Source organism: Pseudomonas lini (genome assembly GCF_030812475.1).
Lineage (GTDB): Bacteria > Pseudomonadota > Gammaproteobacteria > Pseudomonadales > Pseudomonadaceae > Aquipseudomonas > Aquipseudomonas lini_A.
Genome location: NZ_JAUSSR010000003.1, coordinates 46,809 through 65,205, shown reverse-complemented (window position 1 = coordinate 65,205; position 18,397 = coordinate 46,809). Strand labels below are relative to the sequence as shown.

The 18,397-nt window shown below is 61.4% G+C and carries 17 protein-coding genes; 6 read left to right on the top strand and 11 right to left on the bottom strand.

What is annotated here, in order from left to right:
- The first annotated feature begins 121 nt into the window (after positions 1-121).
- Entirely contained in the window at positions 122-586 is a 465-nt protein-coding gene (locus J2W17_RS06750) for a multidrug transporter (protein WP_307331209.1), read from the top strand.
- Between the two features lie 86 nt (positions 587-672).
- Positions 673-1,497 carry an SDR family oxidoreductase gene (locus J2W17_RS06745; protein ID WP_307331207.1) on the top strand — a complete coding sequence of 275 codons (825 nt, stop codon included), beginning with the start codon at positions 673-675 and terminating at the stop codon, positions 1,495-1,497.
- A gap of 128 nt (positions 1,498-1,625) precedes the next feature.
- Here the strand turns inward: J2W17_RS06745 and J2W17_RS06740 are convergent, their stop codons facing one another.
- The 4 genes from J2W17_RS06740 to J2W17_RS06725 all read right to left on the bottom strand — a co-directional run bounded on the left by J2W17_RS06740 (position 1,626) and on the right by J2W17_RS06725 (position 6,585).
- Complete coding sequence (locus tag J2W17_RS06740) at positions 1,626-2,489, bottom strand: efflux RND transporter periplasmic adaptor subunit (protein ID WP_307331204.1); 864 nt, start codon at positions 2,487-2,489, stop codon at positions 1,626-1,628.
- Positions 2,490-2,528: 39 nt separating this feature from the next.
- Positions 2,529-2,729 carry a DUF1656 domain-containing protein gene (locus J2W17_RS06735; RefSeq protein ID WP_007896379.1) on the bottom strand — a complete coding sequence of 67 codons (201 nt, stop codon included), beginning with the start codon at positions 2,727-2,729 and terminating at the stop codon, positions 2,529-2,531.
- Entirely contained in the window at positions 2,719-4,911 is a 2,193-nt protein-coding gene (locus J2W17_RS06730; RefSeq protein WP_307331201.1) for an FUSC family protein, read from the bottom strand. Before J2W17_RS06730 ends, J2W17_RS06735 begins: the two co-directional genes overlap by 11 nt.
- Before the next feature lie 162 nt (positions 4,912-5,073).
- Positions 5,074-6,585 carry an efflux transporter outer membrane subunit gene (locus J2W17_RS06725; protein WP_307331198.1) on the bottom strand — a complete coding sequence of 504 codons (1,512 nt, stop codon included), beginning with the start codon at positions 6,583-6,585 and terminating at the stop codon, positions 5,074-5,076.
- 259 nt (positions 6,586-6,844) lie between these two features.
- Here J2W17_RS06725 and J2W17_RS06720 point away from each other — a divergent pair, with 259 nt between their 5' ends.
- The 3 genes from J2W17_RS06720 to J2W17_RS06710 all read left to right on the top strand — a co-directional run bounded on the left by J2W17_RS06720 (position 6,845) and on the right by J2W17_RS06710 (position 9,723).
- Positions 6,845-7,813, top strand: coding sequence for a LysR family transcriptional regulator (locus tag J2W17_RS06720; RefSeq protein ID WP_307331195.1), 969 nt, complete (start codon positions 6,845-6,847; stop codon positions 7,811-7,813).
- Positions 7,814-8,017: 204 nt separating this feature from the next.
- Positions 8,018-8,992, top strand: coding sequence for a 2-hydroxyacid dehydrogenase (locus tag J2W17_RS06715; protein ID WP_307331192.1), 975 nt, complete (start codon positions 8,018-8,020; stop codon positions 8,990-8,992).
- Between the two features lie 221 nt (positions 8,993-9,213).
- The gene (locus tag J2W17_RS06710) at positions 9,214-9,723 is read left to right on the top strand and encodes a DUF2165 family protein (RefSeq protein ID WP_307331189.1); all 510 of its coding nucleotides are present in this window, start codon (positions 9,214-9,216) and stop codon (positions 9,721-9,723) included.
- Positions 9,724-9,735: 12 nt separating this feature from the next.
- On the opposite strand, the gene J2W17_RS06705 is transcribed toward J2W17_RS06710, so the two are convergent.
- A complete protein-coding gene (locus J2W17_RS06705) occupies positions 9,736-10,638 on the bottom strand; it encodes a DMT family transporter (protein ID WP_307331186.1) in 903 nt (300 codons plus the stop codon).
- Positions 10,639-10,775: 137 nt separating this feature from the next.
- On the opposite strand from J2W17_RS06705, the gene J2W17_RS06700 reads away from it, so the two are divergent.
- Entirely contained in the window at positions 10,776-11,651 is an 876-nt protein-coding gene (locus tag J2W17_RS06700; protein WP_307331181.1) for an AraC family transcriptional regulator, read from the top strand.
- A gap of 134 nt (positions 11,652-11,785) precedes the next feature.
- Here J2W17_RS06700 and J2W17_RS06695 read toward each other — a convergent pair whose 3' ends face one another.
- The 6 genes from J2W17_RS06695 to J2W17_RS06670 form a co-directional block, all read right to left on the bottom strand.
- Positions 11,786-14,215: a TonB-dependent siderophore receptor gene (locus J2W17_RS06695; RefSeq protein WP_307331178.1), complete on the bottom strand. Its 2,430-nt coding sequence runs from the start codon at positions 14,213-14,215 to the stop codon at positions 11,786-11,788.
- 294 nt (positions 14,216-14,509) lie between these two features.
- Entirely contained in the window at positions 14,510-15,499 is a 990-nt protein-coding gene (locus J2W17_RS06690; RefSeq protein WP_307331175.1) for a FecR family protein, read from the bottom strand.
- Entirely contained in the window at positions 15,496-16,059 is a 564-nt protein-coding gene (locus J2W17_RS06685) for an RNA polymerase sigma factor (protein ID WP_307331172.1), read from the bottom strand. The genes J2W17_RS06690 and J2W17_RS06685 overlap by 4 nt, the downstream gene beginning before the upstream one ends.
- Before the next feature lie 4 nt (positions 16,060-16,063).
- Positions 16,064-16,390, bottom strand: coding sequence for a DUF3325 domain-containing protein (locus tag J2W17_RS06680; RefSeq protein ID WP_307331169.1), 327 nt, complete (start codon positions 16,388-16,390; stop codon positions 16,064-16,066).
- Complete coding sequence (locus tag J2W17_RS06675) at positions 16,390-17,973, bottom strand: PepSY-associated TM helix domain-containing protein (RefSeq protein WP_307331166.1); 1,584 nt, start codon at positions 17,971-17,973, stop codon at positions 16,390-16,392. The genes J2W17_RS06680 and J2W17_RS06675 overlap by 1 nt, the downstream gene beginning before the upstream one ends.
- On the bottom strand, positions 17,970-18,269 hold the full coding sequence (locus J2W17_RS06670; protein WP_307331163.1) for a DUF3649 domain-containing protein: 300 nt from the start codon (positions 18,267-18,269) through the stop codon (positions 17,970-17,972). The genes J2W17_RS06675 and J2W17_RS06670 overlap by 4 nt, the downstream gene beginning before the upstream one ends.
- Positions 18,270-18,397 lie beyond the last annotated feature (128 nt).

Below are 18,397 nucleotides of genomic sequence, written 5' to 3'. Positions count from 1 at the left end.
TCCCTGTGGGAGCGAGCCTGCTCGCGAAGAGGCCAGATGCCCCACCGCCGAAATCAAGCCCATCGCCAATCCCCCCTACGCTTAGGTACGATGACCCTCTCCCACCCCGAGGTTTCGCGTCATGTTCATCGGCGTCCTGCTGGTCATTACCTGGCTGATCCTGTTGCTGCGCTACCCGGCCAAGGCCTTGCCCGTCTCTGTGGCGGCCTTCATCGGATTGGGCGTGGTAGCCACCTGGGTGATCTGGATGGACAACCGCGAGATCAAGCAACTGGCGCGACTGGAGTTGCGCATCGTCTATGCGCCAGAACAGTGTCCGGCGGATCGTCCGCTTAAGTTGACCATGAACAACGGCAACGACGTGCCGCTGACCGAGTTGCGCTGGCGTGTTGCGGCTTACGCGCCGGGTGATACGGTGAACCTGGCCGACAATCAATACGCCGCGCCCCGCTATCGTGGGCCTGGGGAACTGCAGGCCGGCGCGAGCTGGGACGACTGTTTGCCGATGCCGCCATTGCGTCCGGGCTATCGCCCGCAAACCCTGGAGTTTCGCGCCGAGCGATTGCAGGGTAGTTTCTCCGACTGACCGCGTTTATCGTTTATCGCGAGGTCGGATCGTCGCACGCTCGCTCCTGAAAAAATCGACCCTATCTATTGCACAAGGACCGCGCCATGCCCGTTGCGTTGATTACCGGATGTTCCAGCGGCATTGGCCGCGCCCTGGCCGATGTCTTCAAAGGTGCCGGTTACGAAGTCTGGGCCAGCGCCCGCAGGGCTGAAGACGTTGCGACCCTGACGGCTGCCGGGTTCACCGCCGTGCAACTGGACGTCAAAGATGGCGTGGCACTCGAACAGTTGAGCGAGCGAATCAACCAGCAACGTGGCGGTCTCGACGTGCTGATCAATAACGCCGGTTACGGCGCGATGGGCCCGCTGCTCGATGGCGGCGTACCGGCCATGCAGCGCCAGTTCGAAACCAATGTGTTCGCCATCGTCGGCGTGACCCGGGCGATGTTCCCGGTGCTGCGTCGCGCCAAGGGATTAGTCGTGAATATTGGTAGCGTGTCCGGGGTTCTGGTGACGCCATTCGCCGGTGCTTACTGTGCGTCAAAAGCCGCCGTGCATGCCTTGAGCGATGCCCTGCGCATGGAACTGGCGCCGTTCGGCGTGCGCGTCATGGAAGTCCAGCCGGGTGCCATCGAGTCCAGCTTCGCGAAAAACGCCGGTCACGAGGCGGAGCAGTTGATCACCGAGCAGTCGCCGTGGTGGCCGTTGCGTGAAGGCATCCGGGCGCGAGCCAAGGCGTCCCAGGACAAACCGACGCCGGCCAGTGAGTTTGCCCGCGATTTGTTGAAGGCTGTGCAACAGGGCAAACCGCCACGGTTGATTCGCCTGGGTAATGGCAGCCGGGCGTTGCCGTTGCTGGCGGGGTGGTTGCCCAAGGGGGTGCTGGAGTCGGGATTGATGAGGCGGTTCGGGTTGAGGGGGAAGCTCTAGGACCGAGTCGCCTGCCTTCGCGAGCAAGCCCGCTCCCACAAGGTTTGCTGGATGCCATAGATAGCATTCACACCCAAAAAACCTGTGGGAGCGAGCTTGCTCGCGATGGGCGCAACTCGGTCTACCGGTTATGCACCATCACCTTGTTTCACCACCACCGTACACGTAATCCCCGCCGCCAGCAGCACCCCCTCCGGCACTTCATCGATGTGAATCCGCACCGGCACTCGCTGCGCCAGGCGCACCCAGTTGAAGGTCGGGTTCACATCCGCGATCAGCTCGCGGCTCTCAGGGTTATCACGGTCATAGATGCCCCGGGAAATACTCTCCACGTGCCCTTTCAACACTTCCCCACTCATCAACTGCATGTCGGCCTTATCGCCAACCCGCACATGGGGCAGCTTGGTTTCTTCAAAGAAGCCGTAGACCCAGAACGAGTTCATATCGACCACGGCCATTTTCGCTTCGCCGATGCGCGCATAGTCGCCGCGATGCACGTTGAGGTTGGTCACGTAGCCGTCCACCGCTGAGCGCACTTCAGTACGCTTGAGGTTCAATTGCGCGGCTTCGAGCTGGGCCTGGGCATGCTGGTAATCGGCCAGGGCCGAGTCGGCGATGTTGCTGGCGTCGTCGCGGTTTTCCCTGGAGATCACCAGGTTGTCCATGTCGGCGCGGCGACGGGCGTTGACCTTGCGCATCTCCCATGTCGACTTGCGCGAGGCGACCAGGGACTGCGCCTGTTTGACCGCTATGCGGTAGTGCTCGGGGTCGATGCGCATCAGCAGATCGCCCTTCTTCACCAGCTGGTTATCCCGTACCGGCACGTCCACCACTTCCCCCGTGACGTCGGCGGCGACGTTGATGATATCGGCGCGCACCCGGCCATCGCGGGTCCATGGCGTGTTCATGTAGTGCTCCCACAGGGTGCGGCCGATCCAGATCGCGAGGACCAGCACCAGCAGGGTGGCGAGCAGGCTGAAAAGCTTTTTCATCAGGGCCTTCTTCAGTGATAGAGAGTCAGTGACAGAGAGTCAACGGTAGACAGTCAGCGCCAGGGCGCCGAACAGACAGGTAAACAGACTCAGGCGCAGCAACGCCGGGTGCCAGAAAAAACGGTAGAGGTCGAATCCGGACAGGAATCGGTCCAGTGCCCAGGCCAGCGCCGCGGCGATGAAGAACATCAGCGTCATCGTTGGCATGTAGACGCCGTGGAAGGCGATTTCACGGGGCATGTTCAAGTCCTTGAGGCTGCGTGTCGGCGTAGGCCGCGAGCGGTGATTGCGGATCGAGCAGAGAGGTGCGGATGAAGTGCAGGTAGCTCTTCACCCGGCGCAAAGCCGAGGTATCGAAGTGCGGGGCGAACGGTTCGTCGGTGGCTTGCACACGGCTGATGGCGTGATCCACGGCGATCAGAGCGCGCTGCAGATTGCTCTGGCTCGGTTGCAGGAACAGCCGCACCAGCGAGCGGCCCATCACCCGGATCGCCTGGCGCCACGGCTGCGATTCGGCGTAGGCCGGATGCACCGGCAGAATCGCCTGTTCCTTGCGCAATTCGATGATCGCGTGGCCGACTTCCAGCACCACGAACATCCAGCGCAGCAAGTCCCGTTGCACCTGCGGCTGGCCCGCGGCGAGGCCATAGGCCTGGTGCAACAAGTCCCGCGTGCTGCTTTCAAAACCCGACGCCAGGCCCTTGAGTTTGCCGCTGATGGCGTAGACCACCTGACCCCGCAAGTCCTGCTCCAGCCGACGCCATAACCAGCGGCTGTTGGGCGGCAGGATGATCGCCCCGGCCGCCGCGCACACCAGCATGCCTAGCACCATGGCGATGTAGTCGTTGATGAAGGTGTAAGGGTTGTAGATGGTGAGGTTATCCGGCACCGAACCTGTGCTGAAGAAGATCAACAAACCCAGGCCGACGCCGGCGTATTGCGGCCTCGACGACAGGAACGAACCCAGCACAATCACGGGCGCCAGCATCACGCACAGCAACGGAAAACCGTCGATCCACGGGAAGATGAAAAACATCTCGACGAAGCCGATCAGCGCCCCCAGGAAGGTGCCGCAGGCCATCTGGAACGCCATGCGTTTCGGGTTCGGTGTCGCGGCGGACAGGCCGACCGTAGCCGCCGCGATCAGGGTCATGGTCGCCCCGCTCGGCCATGCCGTCGCCACCCAGTAACTGCCCAGAATCACCAGAATGAACGCCGCGCGAATCCCCGACGCCGCCGAGGCCATCCAGTTGGTTTGCGGAGTGAAGGGTTCGTCCCATTGTTCCCGTTCATGGGTGTGCTCGGCCAGGGAGGCGTGGGTCTGCGCATAACCGTGCAGGTCGTCGACGAAGCGATAGAGCAGTTCGTAGGCGGTATGAAAATCCAGCTGCTCGGCATCGCTGGGGTCGCTCTCCTGGAACCTCGCCCGCAGGCTGCGCACACGCGCCGGCAGCGCTTCCTTATAGGCGCTCAGGGCAAGCACAAGACGTGCGGCATCGGGGCTGGTCAACGCGCGACCGCTGAACCCGTCGAGCATTTCAGCGAGGTCCTGTAAACCCGGTTTGATCGCGGCAACAACATGATCAGCCGCACCGCTGCGCAAACGCTCGAGCAGCTGGTGCAAGGCGTTGAAGCGCGTGGTGATGCCCATGAACTCGCTATTGAGCCGACTCAGCCGCCCGTTGCGCCGACGCATGTGCGGGTCTTCGAACACGGTGACGCTGCGCAGCCCTTCCAGGCCGACCGCCTCGGCGATGAAGCCCACGTTGCTCGCTTCGAACGCGTCGCGTTGACTGCGGCCACGCAACCCGTTGGTGACGAACAACGCGAACACGCCGAAGCGCTGATACAAGGCGTTGCGCATCGCGGCGCTGGCGGTTTGCGGCAGGATCGCGGCGCTGACCACGGTGGCACAGAGAATTCCCAGGGAGATTTCCAGTACCCGCCACACCGCGGCCATGAATGCGCCGTCCGGGTGTGCCAGCGCAGGTAATCCCACCATCGCGGCGGTGTAGCCGGCGAGCACAAATCCATAGGCGCGAAAATTGCGATAACGCGCCGCCCCCGCCGAACAGATGCCCACCCAGATCGCCAGCGAGCCGAGGAACAATTCGGTGTTCTGCGCGAACAAGGCAATCAGCGCAACCATCACCGCCGAGCCGGTCAATGTGCCAAGAAAGCGATAGAAACTCTTGGCGAACACCTGGCCGCTTTGCGGTTGCATGACGATGAACACGGTGATCATCGCGGTACGCGGTTGCGGCAATTCCAGGCGCATGGCCAGCCACAGCGTCAGGAACGCGGCGAACAGCACTTTGAAAATGTAGACCCAGGTCACGCCGTCGCTGCGTGCCCAGTCGAAGAAGCCCCGGCGCCATTCCAGGGAATACAGCCAGCGCAAGGGTGCGGGCAAGGGAGTCATGGAATCCTGCTCAATTGTCGAAGGTGGCGCGGCGAAAACCGATCCCCTGTAGGAGCTGGCTTGCCAGCGAATGCGGTGTGTCAGCTAATACATGTGTCGACTGGCACACCGCTTTCGCTGCGGTGCGGCGATCCGACAAGCCAGCTCCTACAGGGTCGGTGTTCAATTCGAGAGGCTCTTCAGCAGGGCCGGGGTTTTCGGTGCGGCGGTCTGGCTGTCTTTCGGCACGTCGTTACCCGCGCCAAGCCCACCGCCGAGCGCCGTGACCAACTCGGCATGGGCACTGAGGCGCGCGGCCTGTACCTGCTGCTGCACTTGCTGCTGCTTGAACAACAGGGTCTGGGCGTTGAGCACGTTGAGGTAATCGGTGAGCCCGCGTTGGTAAGCGATCATCGCGATGTCATAGGTCTTCTGCGCGGTGGCCACCGACTCGGCGGCGAAGCTTTGCTGTTTGTCCATGGACTCGCGGCGGATCAACTGGTCGGAGATGTTTTTCAGCGCATTGACCAGCGTCTGGTTGTACCTGGCCACGGCAACGTCATAACCGGCAGAGGCTTTGCCCAGTTCCGATCGCAAGCGACCGCCGTCGAAGATCGGCAACGTGATCGCCGGACCGACGCTGTAGTTGAGTTTCTTGCCGGTCAAAAACTCCAGCGCACCGCCGCCGGTGGCCATGTAGCCGAGGCTGCCGACCAGATCGACATTGGGATAGAAACCGGCATGGGCAACATCGATGCCCCGCGCCTGGGCCGCCACTTGCCAGCGACTGGCGACCACGTCCGGACGCTGACCGAGCAATTGTGCCGGCAGCGACGAAGGCAAACTCAGCGTCGCGCCCAACGACAATGTCGGCCGTTCCAATTGCGCGCCCTCGCCCGGCCCTTTGCCGGCCAAGGCGGCCAGTTGATTGCAGCTCAGGGCGATTTCCTCATCAAGCGCATCGATCTGGCGATGGGTTTCCGGCAACGGCGTTTCAGCCTGACTGACCTCGAAATGCGTGCCTATGCCGCCGTTCAGGCGTTTTTGCGCCAGGTCGAGGATCTGCTCTTGCTGCTTGAGCATTGCCGTAACGATGTCCCGTTGCGCGTAGTGCAAGGAGAGTTCGATATAGGCGCGCACCATGTTGTTCTGCAGTTCGAGCTGGGCCAGACGCGCTTCGGCGGCACTCATGTGAGCCAGGTCGACGGCGCGTTCGGTGGCATTGCTTTCGCGCCCCCAGAGATCGAGTGCGTAGCTGAAGCCCAGCGCCGCATTGTTGTCCCAGGTGGTGGTGTTGGCCAGATCGCCGGGGCCGTAGAACTGATCGGTGGGCCAGTTGTGGCGCTTGAGGGTGGACCCGCCATCGATCTGCAGCGACTCGGCGGACTGCGCGATGCCCGCCATGGATTTGGCCTGACGCACCCGGGCAGCGGCCATGGCCATGGTCGGACTGCCTCGCACGGCGAGGTCGATCCAGCGATTCAGTTGCGGGTCGCCATACGCCTGCCACCATTGCGCGGTGGGCCAATGAGCGTCGTGCGCAGCGCTCTGGATGGCTTCGTCGGTGGCCAGCGAATTGGCCTCCAGTGCCTTGCCCTGTGGGGCAATACCTGCGGTTCCGATGCAGCCGCTGATTGCCAGGTGTAAAGCCAAAACACTGAGCGTCTTTAGCGCTCTGTTGATGCGACGCGGCACTGCTGCGATTTCCTGAAAGAGGGGGGTGTAGGCGCCGGCTTGCTGGCGATGGCATCTGCGCGGTGTCTCTGAAAAACCGCAGTGATGCCATCGCCAGCAAGCCGGCTCCTACAGGGGCGTAATTCTAGGGGGCGGCTGGAAGGGCGATAAGTCGGGATTCTTGTGAATCTTTGTTACCGTTAACGCGATAATCCCTTTGTCGGGGTCTCAGCCACTGAAACTTCGTGTCACAATTTGCCATCGAACCCGAGAGCACCCCATGGACACTTTGCAAAACATGCGCGCCTTCAGTTATGTGGCCGAGGCCGGCAGCTTCACCGCCGCCGCCGTGCAACTCGACACCACCACGGCCAATGTCTCGCGCGCGGTCTCCAACCTGGAAGCCCACCTGCAAACCCGCCTGCTCAACCGCACGACTCGCCGCATCGCCCTGACCGAAGCCGGCAAACGCTACCTGTTGCGCTGCGAGCAGATCCTGGCCTATGTCGAAGAAGCCGAAGCCGAAGCCAGCGACGCCCACGCACGTCCGGCCGGGCAGCTCAAGGTGCACACCATGACCGGCATCGGTCAGCACTTCGTGATCGACGCCATCGCGCGCTACCGCAGGACCCACCCCGACGTCACCTTCGACCTGACCCTGGCCAACCGCGTACCGGACCTGCTGGACGAGGGCTACGACGTGTCCATCGTCCTCGCCAGCGAACTGCCGGATTCGGGCTTCGTCTCCCAGCGCCTGGGCATCACCTACAGTATCGTTTGCGCCTCGCCGGCCTATGTAAAAGCCAACGGCTGCGCCCATAAACCCAGCGACCTGCTCAATCACGCCTGCCTGCGCCTGGTCAGCCCGGTCATTCCTCTGGAAAAATGGACCTTCGACGGGCCGGAAGGCCAGGAAATGGTGACCATCAACAGCTCACCGTTCCTGGTGAATTCCGCCGATGCAATGACCACCGCGATCATCAGCGGCATGGGGATTGGGGTGTTGCCGGTGTACGCGGCCATTGAAGGGCTGCGCAATGGCACGCTGGTGCGGGTGATGCCGAACTACCGCTCCCAGGAATTGAACCTGTATGCGATCTACCCGTCGCGGCAGTACCTGGATGCGAAGATCAAGACCTGGGTCGAATACTTGCGCGGCTCGCTTCCGGAGATATTGGCGGCGCATCAGGCCGAACTGGCAGCGTACGAATTGAGTGGCAGCCTGGGCGGGGTTCGGTTGGCCAACTAGCTCCTGAACGCCAAACCCCCTGTAGGAGCTGGCTTGCCAGCGAAAGCGGTGTGTCGGGCGACAACTTTGTCGACCATGTAGACGCCTTCGCTGGCAAGCCAGCTCCTACAGGGGATACGTACATCCGACGCATTCAGGTGCTCACACAACGTCAGGGAAGAATGTTAGCGTGCTTGCATTCACCAAGCCCGACGAGCCCTCCCCATGAAAAAGACTGTCCTCGCCTTCAGCCGCGTCACCCCCGAAATGATCGAACGCCTCAGGCAAGACTTCGACGTCATCGTGCCCAATCCAAAAAACGGCGACATCAACGCCCAGTTCAACGAAGCCCTTCCCCACGCCCACGGCCTGATCGGTGTCGGTCGCAAACTCGGTCGCGCACAGCTGGAAAACGCCGCCAGACTGGAAGTCGTCTCCAGCGTCTCGGTCGGCTACGACAACTACGACGTCGCCTACTTCAACGAACGCGGGATCATGCTCACCAACACCCCCGACGTGCTCACCGAAAGCACCGCCGACCTGGCCTTCGCCTTGCTCATGGGCAGTGCCCGGCGCGTCGCGGAACTGGACGCCTGGACCAAGGCCGGCCAATGGCAAGCCACCGTCGGCGCGCCGTTGTTCGGATGCGATGTACACGGCAAGACCCTGGGCATCGTCGGCATGGGCAACATTGGCGCCGCCATTGCCCGTCGCGGGCGCTTGGGCTTCAACATGCCGATCATCTACAGCGGTAACAGCCGCAAGACCGCACTGGAGCATGAGCTTGGCGCACAGATGCGCAGCCTGGACCAATTGCTGGCCGAAGCCGACTTCGTCTGCCTGGTAGTGCCGCTCAGCGAAAAGACCCGACACCTGATCAGCCACCGCGAACTGGCGCTGATGAAACCGAGCGCCATTCTGGTCAACATCGCCCGCGGACCGGTCGTCGACGAGCCGGCGTTGATCGAAGCCCTGCAGAACAACCGTATTCGTGGTGCCGGTCTGGATGTCTATGAAAAGGAACCGCTGGCCGAATCACCGCTGTTCCAGCTGAAAAACGCTGTCACGTTGCCGCACATCGGCTCCGCGACCCATGAAACCCGCGAAGCGATGGCCAACCGGGCCTTGAGCAATCTGCGCAGCGCCTTGCTGGGTGAGCGACCGCAGGATTTGGTCAACCCACAGGTCTGGCAGGGTTGAGTGATCCACGGCACGTCTGATGGACGTGCCGTTTCCAAATTGGCCGACTCAACAGTGGGAAGCTGGTACCCCCTCCCATTTCGATTGCCTTGATAACTGGCTTTGACCCGCCACAAGATACATAACTTGCAACTCAGTGACTCATTAGGCTTTTCCACAAACGATATAAACTTGGAAAAACCTGGAAGCATTACCCAAACGGATTTTGGAGAACATACAGAATGAGTCCATTCACCACCGTGTGCGCCATCCGGCGGAGCAAAGTACTGATTGTCCTGATGGCGGCACTCTTCGGCATAGCCACCCTTATCAATAACTTTACCGACTACGCGGCCTACACCGAGTACATCGGGCAAATCATCAGCATGAGTCATACTGAAGGTAACGATTCCCGACGTTACAGGGCTGTCACCTCGCCCCTGTTTCACCACCGTTTTTACTGGGCGATCATCACGCTCGAGATCATATACACGTTCAGTTGCCTATATGGGACTTATCAGCTTTATCGGAAACTCAATGCGCCACGCAGCGATTTTCACGAGGCCAAAAAATTTGCCATAGTGGGTTTGACCACCGCTATCTTTGTTTACTACATCCTGTACACCATCCTGCTTAATGAATGGTTCGACATGGACTATTCCACACAGCGCCATTTCTTTGATTGGGCACAAAGTAACGTTCAATACATGTTCTTCGCACTCATATATCTGGCGCTGGTAAATGATAAATAATCACTGTTCAGCTTACGCCAACTTGCCCGTCACTGGCTTGCCGCTTGCTGCGGATTTGCGAAAGACCAGCACATTACCCAGCATGACCATCACCAGGCCCGCCAGCGCCGGGGCGGTCCACTGGTAACCCTCGACAACAGCCGACACGTTGAGCGCCACCACCGGGAACAGCACCGTGCAATAGGCGGCCCGCTCCGGGCCCATGCGCCCGACCAGCGTCAGATAGGCAGTAAACCCAATGACTGAACCGGGGATAACCAGATACAGCAACGAGCCGATGTAACGGGCATTCCACTCCATATCGAACGGAATGCCCTTGACCAGGCACCAGGCCGAGAGCATCGCCGCACCATAGGCCATGCCCCAGGCGTTGGTGGTCAGTGGTTTAAGGCCGGCTTTCTGCTGCAGGCTCGACAGCATGTTGCCGGCCGAGAAGCACAGGGTACCGAGCAGGGCCAGCCCCAGCCCGAGCAGGGTTTCCGGGCTGGCGGTATGACCGGCGAGTTCAGGCCAGAACAACAGGCCGAGCCCGAGCAACCCGAGCGCACCGCCCGTCAGCACATTGCGGGCAATCTTCTGACCCAGGAACACCCGCGCATTGAAGGCGTTCCACAGCGTGGCGGTGGAAAACACCACCGCCACCAGGCCGCTGGGGATCCACTGGCTGGCGGTGAGAAAACACATGAAATTGATGCAAAACAGGCACAGCCCCTGCACGACGCAAATCAGATGCCCACGGCGATTCATCACTTGCAGCTTTCGGCTGAGCAGCAACATGACGAACAGCACCAGCGCGGCGAGGCCGAAGCGATACACAATCGACACGGGGATGGCCACCACGCCCAGTTGCCATTTCAGGGCAATCCAGGTGGTGCCCCAGATCAGCACGGTCAGCAGGTACAACGAAAGGTTCATGGCAAAGACTCCTCAATAGTGCCCAGTGTCCTGCGCCAAACCTTTTCGCACTTGCATAAACTTGCGCTTTTGTCGGCCGTCGGGCTGGCAGGTCAACGTCTACGGAGTAGGATGCAAGGCGTTGGAGAGAACCGATCATGCCCGCACTGGAAAGCCTGCAAGTGTTTCAAGCCCTCAACCGCTCGCCCAATGCTCGCCTGGAGCACAGCGCCGAGCTCGGTGACGGCATGGCTGCAGCCTTGTGGAGCAACCATCACGACGCTCAGGATTACGAAGCCCCCAGTCACCACACCCTGTCCTGCTATATCGCTGGCGGCACCGGCACCTTTCGCCGCGACCGCCCCGGCAACAAGGGCGGCCCGGACAAGCTGTGCATCCTGCCGGCCGAACACCGGTCAGCCTGGGTGATCAACGGCGACATTCGCCTCGCCCATGTTTATTTCAGCCCGGAGCAATTTGCCCTCGGTTGCGTCACGCTGCTGGACCGCGAACCGCGCGAACTTCAGTTACGTGAAAGCACCTTCCTGGACGACCCGCAGCAAGCCCGACGCTTTCGGCAGTTGATCACGCTCAATTGGCAGGAGCCCGGCGAACGGCTGCTCACCAGCAGCCTGGCCCATGAAATGCTCAGTCACGTACTGCTCGGCCAGGTCGGAATGCGCGAGGGCTTGCGGCTCAAGGGTGGATTGGCGGCGCATCAGCGTCGGCAGTTGGTCGAGTTCGTCGACAGCCAATTGGCAGAAGCCATCAGCCTGGGGCAACTGGCGGGGTTGTGTGCGCTGTCGGAGTATCACTTTGCACGGATGTTCAGGGAGAGTTTCGGCTTGCCGCCGCATCAGTATGTGTTGGCTCGCCGACTGAGCCGGGCACAGGAATTGCTGCGCACGACGTCGCAGCCGCTGGGGGACATCGCGTTGGCGTGCGGGTTTGCCAGTGCCAGTCACTTTACCAACCGGTTTCGTCAGGTGTTGGGCGGGACGCCTGGGGAGTATCGGCAGGCGTTTTTGCGCTAGGCGCTCAGATCTTCGGTGCCTGTGAGGCCGCCATCGCGAGCAGGCTCGCTCCCACAGGGGGTCGCATTCATTCAAATAACTCGGTCGACTGTGGGAGCGAGCCTGCTCGCGAAGAACGATGACGCGGTCTCCGGTCAGAATTCCAGGGTGCTGGACAACATCACCTGTCGCGAATCCCCCATCGACACAAAAAACCGACTCGCCGCCGAGGTGTAGTAAGTACGGTCGAACAGGTTCTTCACATTCAGCTGAAACTTGACCTTCTGCCCTTCCACTTTGGTGTCGTAGCTGGCGAACGCATCGGCCACGGTGTAGCTCGGCAGGTCGAAATCGTTCACCGCGTTACCCGCCCGCTCCCCCACATACCGCGCCCCCGCGCCCACCCGCAGCTGGTCACCACCGACGAGGGTGCCGAAGTCGTAGACCGCCGACAACGAGCCAGTGTTCTTGGCGACATTCTGCAGTTTCTTGCCTTTGTAGGTCGGGTCTTGCGTGACCTCGGCATCGGTGTAGGCATAGCTGCCGATCATGCTCCAGCGGTCGCTTAGCTGGCCGGTCAAATCCACCTCCAGGCCACGGGAACGCACTTCACCGGCAGCGCTGTAGAGCGTCACCGGGCCTTCGGAATTGGCCACCAGCACGTTGCGCTTCTTGATGTCGAACAGCGCGACGTTACCGGTCACCCGGCCTGGGATATCGAGCTTGGCCCCCATTTCCCAGGACTTGGCCTCTTCCGGGGCGATGCTGCCGTCGAGCACAGTACTGCTGCCACTGAGCGGGGCGATGGTCGAGTTGGGTTTGAACGATTCGGTGTAGCTGCCGTAGAACGACAACGCGTCGGTGTAGCGATAGACCAGGCCGGCGCGCGGTACCCATTTCTGCCCATTGCTGTCGGTGTTGGCCCGGAACGGTACGCCTTTGCCGGCGTACTGGTCGTATTCCTGAAAGCGTGCGCCAGCCACCAGGATCCACTGGTCGGTGAGGTGGATCGAGTCCTGCACGAACACCGAATCACTGCGCAATTTATCAGTCTGGGCGCTGTCGGCCGGGCTGACGGTGGTGCCGGCGACTTCGCGGCCGTAAACCGGATTGGCGTAGCTGAAGGTGCTCAGGCTTTTCTGGCGGATCAGGTCTTCGCGGTAGATCTTGCGGTATTCGTCATCGATGCCGAACACCAGGTCATGCTGCATGCCCGCGACATTGACCTTGCCTTCGAGACTGGCGGTGGTGAAGCGGTCGGTGCTGATGGCGTTCTGCGTGCCATCCATGCTCCGGGTCAGTGTGCCGGCGTCGGTGTCGATGGCCGTGATGCGCACCTGGCTGGCGTCGTAGGTTTCGCGGTTCCAGCTGTAGCCGAAGTGGGCGTTCCAGTCGTCGTTGAGCGCGTGATCGGCCTCGAAACGATACAGGTCCGAGCGCCCTTCCATGTTGTTGAACGGCTCGTCGAGGCGACGATCACGGGGGATGTCCAGCGGATGGTTGTCACGCGGATCGATGACCGTGCCACGGTCGAACGGGGTCAGGAATTCGCGGTGTTCATAGGCAAACAACAGTTGGGTGCTTTCACCGAACCAGGCCAGGGACGGCGCCACCAGCGTCTCGCGATGGGTGCCGAAATTGCGCCAATAGTCTTCGTCCTCATGGTCCAGGATCATGCGATACGCCAGCCCGGAATCGCCCAGGGCACCGGTGCTGTCGAGGCCGCCACCGCTGCCGTTCTTGCCTTCACCGTAGGTCGAGCCACGCAGGGTCAGTGCGTTGTATTGCTCCAGCTCGGGCTTCTTGCTGACCATGTTCACCACGCCACCCGGGTCCTGGATGCCATAGAGCAAGGAAGCCGGACCCTTGAGCACTTCGATACGGTCGACGCTGGCATTGAGGCCACGGCCCTGTATCACCGGCATGCCGTCGCGCATGATCGAGCCGTTGCGATTGTCGCCGAAGCCGCGGGTCATCACCGAGTCCTGGGTGCTGCCCAGGGTATTGCCCTGGGTGATGCCGCTGACATTGGCCAGCGCATCGTCCAGATTGCGGGGTGCCTGATCGCGAACGACCTGGGCAGGAATCACGTTGACTGTCTGGGGGATTTCCTGGAGCAAGGCCGAGGAGCGCATCACCGAACTGGTGGGCGGCGGTTGGTAGCTCGTGGTTTGATTCATCACCGAAGTGATGGTGGTCGCGCCCAGGTTCAGGGTGCCTTCGGTGGGCAAGGGTTCCAGGACCAGGGTGTGGCCGTCGCTGCGACGAAAGGTGAATCCCGAGCCGCCGAGCAAACGCTGGAGCGCCTGCTCGGCACTCATCTGCCCGCTGACCGCTGGCGCGGTGATGGTGTACGGCGCCTCATCGGTATAGACCACGCTGATGCCAGTGACCCGGCTGAAATCGCTCAATGCCTGGGGCAGCGGTTTGGCGGCCAGCGCAAAGCTGAATTGGGTACGCTGCTGGTCGGTGCCGGCCTCAGCCGCCAGCGCCAGACTCGACGGCAGCCATGCCAGCGTCGAAAGACTCAAGGCAGATACACCCAACCATTGTTTGACCGAACCTGATTTTGCCCTGGACTTCATTGCTCATGACCTGTGTGGAACCGATACGGATGCGAATGAATCGCAGTTTCAGTCACTACACGGATGGGGATCGGGTTTACCTCATCAGAAAGTTGAAAATATTTTTATCGGGAGGATGTGGTGTTTGATCTGACGTCTTCGCTGGCAAGCCAGCTCCTACATTTAGGGGGTCAGTTCATTTGGAATGCATTCACCTCCCGACGGCGACACGGCGTCATGACGCGCGGTGGCGCCGTCGCGTCTGGAATGCAATCCCCTGTAGGAGCTGGCTTGCCAGCGAAGGGGCCCTATGCTTCACCGCAAAAGAATCAAATGCCCCAGAACGCTGTGCTGCTTAAACCCCAACACCCCCTGCAACGAACTCAACACTGCCTGCGGATCCTTGCTCGGGAAACTGCCACTGACCCGCCGCGCCGCCAGTTCATCGTCAAGCAACAGGATCCGCCCCGGGTAATAACGCCCCAGGTCCTGCACCACCTCGGCCAGTGTCGCCTTGTAGTAATTGAGCCAACCCTGTCGCCAGGCCAACTGTGCTTCGCTGTCGACGCTGTGGCGTTTTTCCGCCACGCCATTGCCATAAGTCACTTGCTGGCCGGCGGTGAGAACCTGCTGCCCGGCCGCTTTGTCCGCCGTGACGCCAACCCGCCCGGACAGCACTGTCACCTGTGCGCCATCGGGTTGCAGACGGACTTCGAACTGCGTGCCCAGCACCCGCGTCCGACCCTGTTCAGCGTCCACCACAAACGGATCGCCCGTGTGCGTCACGTTGAAAAATCCGGCACCGCGACGCAACTGGACATGCCGCTCGCCGCGACTGAAATCCACGGCAATCGCACTGTCGGCATCCAGGGTGACTTGCGACTGATCGGCCAGGGTGACAGTGCGGATCTCCCCCGGCGCCGAGACATAGTCCGCCCCCAGATCGTCCATCCAGCGCGACGGTTGCCAGCCTGCGCCAAGGCCGATCATCAACAGCAGGCACGCCGCCATTGCCAACGCACCGGACCAACGCCGCACGCCGGTCCGGTGCGTGCGATGCATGGCGTTGAGGTAACCCTGCAACGCCAGGGCGTCTTCATCGGCCAAGGTTCGCGCCGGTGCTTCGGTCAGCTCCCACATGACTTGAGCCTGGGCATACGCCTCGGCATGGGCGGGGTCCGCCTGCAACCAATGGCTGAAGTCGGCCTGATCGCCACTGCCGGGCTGATCATGCAACAGACTCAGCCAGGCCAATGCCGCCTGTTCCTGAGCCCGCGTCGGGATGACGCGTTCGATCGTGTTCACGGTGCTTTTCCTGACGTGCGCGGTTGCGGTTCGCGAAGACTGGCCTTGCAGGCTTCGAGGGCGCGCATCATATGTTTTTCCACGGCGCTTTGGGACAAACCCATGGCCTTGGCGATCTCGGCGTATTTGCGACCGTGGATGCGGTTGAGCAAAAAAATCTGCCGTGTGCGCTCGGGCAAGGCACGCAACGCAGCTTCGACGTGGCGCAAATCGTTGCCCGCCTCGAGGGCGGCTTGCGGTTCACTGCCGTGACTATCCGGCGCATCGGGCATCCAGCCTTCATTGACCCGCGCCCGCGTGCCCTCACTGCGCAAATGGTCGATGGCGATGTTGCCAGCGCAACGCAACAGGTAGGTGCTGAGTTCTTCGACCTGCACCAGTGGCCGGCGCCAGAAGCGCAGGAACAAGTCCTGCACCAGGTCCGCCGCTGTCGCCCGACAACCGACGCGCCGACTCACCAGCGCTTCCATTTGCGAACGCTGGGAAAGAAATACCTGGAGGAAATGCGCACGGGCGCCCCGATGCTCATCATCGCGGGATTGCGGAGGACCGGAGATCATCCGGTCAGCACTGCGCAAACGCGAAAACGGGACTGGCGAGCAGGCTCACCCCGGCCAACGACAGCATCAACCGCGGGTGATACGGCATCAACAGCACCAGCAACAACCCACTGAGCATCAACACCGCAAACCATTGCACCAGCCCGAGTCCCCAACCCGTCGCCGACACTGCGGCCCACAAGGACAAGGCCAGCAATAGCCAGCCATGAATGCGCATGCCTTGGCGGCGTCGGACCGAAGGTTTGCGACCCAGCAGTTCGGTGTGATGCCGATCCATGGACAAACAGAGCGCAGTGAACCCGCCATAGCAGAGCAACAAGGCCAGCAACATCAGTACGGCCCTCGGTCAACTGCGATCGATTGCGCACGTTGTTTGCGGGGGACACTTTCAGGCTGCCCCGAGCGCCGCATTTTCCATGCAGCCCAGGCGAGGAACACACCGCTGCCCAGGCACGTCAGATCGAAACCGGCCATGACCCAGTCACTCTGCATCAAGGTGACACCCAAGTGATAGGGCGTGGTAATGGCATTCAACAACGGCACCGCGCAAAACAGCAACGCTGCCAGCAACAATTGATCGACCCACGCCGCACGACCACGGCGAACCATGGCATGCAACACGCTCAAACCCCAGGCGATGAAGAAGCTATTCACTTCCCAATCCGCGCGCCCGGCCATGTCGATCGGCAACAAGCGATTGGCCCAGAAGAACGCCGCTACCGCGACCAGCAACCCCGGCATGCTGGCGATGTTCAGCACCTCCACCAGCCGCAACTCGAACGGCATCACCGCGCTTTTCGCATGTTTGAGCTGACGCTTGCCGAGCCAGATCACCAGCCCGGTGCCGATCATCGCCGTACCTGCCAGCCCGCAAATGAAGTACAGCCAGCGCAACACCGGGCCCGCGAAATGGCCCATGTGCAAACCGTAGAACGCACCGGTGATCGCCATGGGCAAAGGCCGTTCCGGGGTCGTGCCGAGGATCCGGCCGGTGACGCCATTGAAGGTCAGCGCACTGCCGAAATCGTGCACCACACGGTCGACGCCATCACGGAAAAGCACGACAGAGGCATTCGCATCGCCCGGATTATTGACTGTCAGCCGCCCCACTCCACCGCCCGACCATCGTTCGCGGGCCTGTTCCAGCAGCGGCGCCATCGCGGTCAATTGACCCGGTTTGCCAGCGCGCTCAGGCGTACTGGAGGCCGGAAACACCTCATCGAAAAACACCCGCGCATCGCCCTCGTACGAAGCAAGAATGCTGGCCGGCATCACCATCGTCATGAAAATCACCAGACTGCTGTAGGTGATCATCAGGTGGAACGGCAACACCAGCACGCCCACGGCATTGTGCCCGTCGAGCCAGGAACGCTGGCCTTTGCGCGGGCGGAAGGTGAAGAAGTCCTTGAAAATTTTCTTGTGGGTGATGATTCCGCTGATCAACGCGACAAACATCACCATGGCAGCGATGGTCGACAACCAACGGCCCCACGGATACGGCATCTGCAGCTGATAGTGGAAGCGATAGAAGAAGTCGCCACCCCTGGTTTCCCGCCCCTGCACTTCGGCGCCGGTTTGCGGGTCGAGGAGTTTCTCTGTGAATTGACCCCGCTCGCCACGTTTGGCCTGGGTTTGCTGCCACCGCACCGAAAGGCCGGGCTCCCGCGCATCGGGCAAATCGATGAGCCAGCGCGAAGCACCAGCGGCATGCTGCTGCAGATAGCCCTGGGCCATGGTCAGGCTGGCCTCGGACGTCACGGCGCGGGCGGGGATTTCCGGCTGCATCCAGTGACTGATCTCGTCCTTGAAATAGGCCAGGGTGCCGGTCAGGAAAATGGCGAACAGCAACCAGCCGAAGACCAGTCCGGCCCAGGTGTGCAACCAGGCCATGGCCTGGCGAAAACCCTCTTTCATCTGTGGCCCATCCAGTACGCCAGGCCCGACAACGCCGCCAGCACCAGGCTCGGCACGATCAGCCCCAACCAGGCCCGCCATGCGCTACGACAGGCAAAACACCACAGCACCGCGACGAGGTAGGCCAGGAACGAGGTCAACATCCCGATCACCACGGCTTCGGCGCGGGCCATGGGCAACCACAGGCTCAGGCTGACACTGGCCAGCGCCGCCACGAGGTAACCGCCCAGCACCGCGGCAAGCACCCGGGAAGTGACCGCCATGCGATAGGAAACGGGGAGACTTTTGCCTTTCATGTTTCGACCTTGAAACCAGGGTGGGATCGCGTGAAGTCACGGGATCAGCAAGGCCGCAATATTAATGATAAATATTCTCATACGCAAAACAGATCCGATGAGATCGACATTATCGATCAGCGATCCGA

What these genes read in the sequence shown, in the direction of transcription:
- J2W17_RS06750 (WP_307331209.1), top strand. Translation starts at nt 122, where the DNA reads ATGTTCATCGGCGTCCTGCTGGTCATTACCTGGCTGATCCTGTTGCTG.
- J2W17_RS06745 (WP_307331207.1), top strand. Translation starts at nt 673, where the DNA reads ATGCCCGTTGCGTTGATTACCGGATGTTCCAGCGGCATTGGCCGCGCC.
- J2W17_RS06740 (WP_307331204.1), bottom strand. Translation starts at nt 2,489, where the DNA reads ATGAAAAAGCTTTTCAGCCTGCTCGCCACCCTGCTGGTGCTGGTCCTC.
- J2W17_RS06735 (WP_007896379.1), bottom strand. Translation starts at nt 2,729, where the DNA reads ATGCCCCGTGAAATCGCCTTCCACGGCGTCTACATGCCAACGATGACG.
- J2W17_RS06730 (WP_307331201.1), bottom strand. Translation starts at nt 4,911, where the DNA reads ATGACTCCCTTGCCCGCACCCTTGCGCTGGCTGTATTCCCTGGAATGG.
- J2W17_RS06720 (WP_307331195.1), top strand. Translation starts at nt 6,845, where the DNA reads ATGGACACTTTGCAAAACATGCGCGCCTTCAGTTATGTGGCCGAGGCC.
- J2W17_RS06715 (WP_307331192.1), top strand. Translation starts at nt 8,018, where the DNA reads ATGAAAAAGACTGTCCTCGCCTTCAGCCGCGTCACCCCCGAAATGATC.
- J2W17_RS06710 (WP_307331189.1), top strand. Translation starts at nt 9,214, where the DNA reads ATGAGTCCATTCACCACCGTGTGCGCCATCCGGCGGAGCAAAGTACTG.
- J2W17_RS06705 (WP_307331186.1), bottom strand. Translation starts at nt 10,638, where the DNA reads ATGAACCTTTCGTTGTACCTGCTGACCGTGCTGATCTGGGGCACCACC.
- J2W17_RS06700 (WP_307331181.1), top strand. Translation starts at nt 10,776, where the DNA reads ATGCCCGCACTGGAAAGCCTGCAAGTGTTTCAAGCCCTCAACCGCTCG.
- J2W17_RS06695 (WP_307331178.1), bottom strand. Translation starts at nt 14,215, where the DNA reads ATGAAGTCCAGGGCAAAATCAGGTTCGGTCAAACAATGGTTGGGTGTA.
- J2W17_RS06685 (WP_307331172.1), bottom strand. Translation starts at nt 16,059, where the DNA reads ATGATCTCCGGTCCTCCGCAATCCCGCGATGATGAGCATCGGGGCGCC.
- J2W17_RS06680 (WP_307331169.1), bottom strand. Translation starts at nt 16,390, where the DNA reads ATGTTGCTGGCCTTGTTGCTCTGCTATGGCGGGTTCACTGCGCTCTGT.
- J2W17_RS06675 (WP_307331166.1), bottom strand. Translation starts at nt 17,973, where the DNA reads ATGAAAGAGGGTTTTCGCCAGGCCATGGCCTGGTTGCACACCTGGGCC.
- J2W17_RS06670 (WP_307331163.1), bottom strand. Translation starts at nt 18,269, where the DNA reads ATGAAAGGCAAAAGTCTCCCCGTTTCCTATCGCATGGCGGTCACTTCC.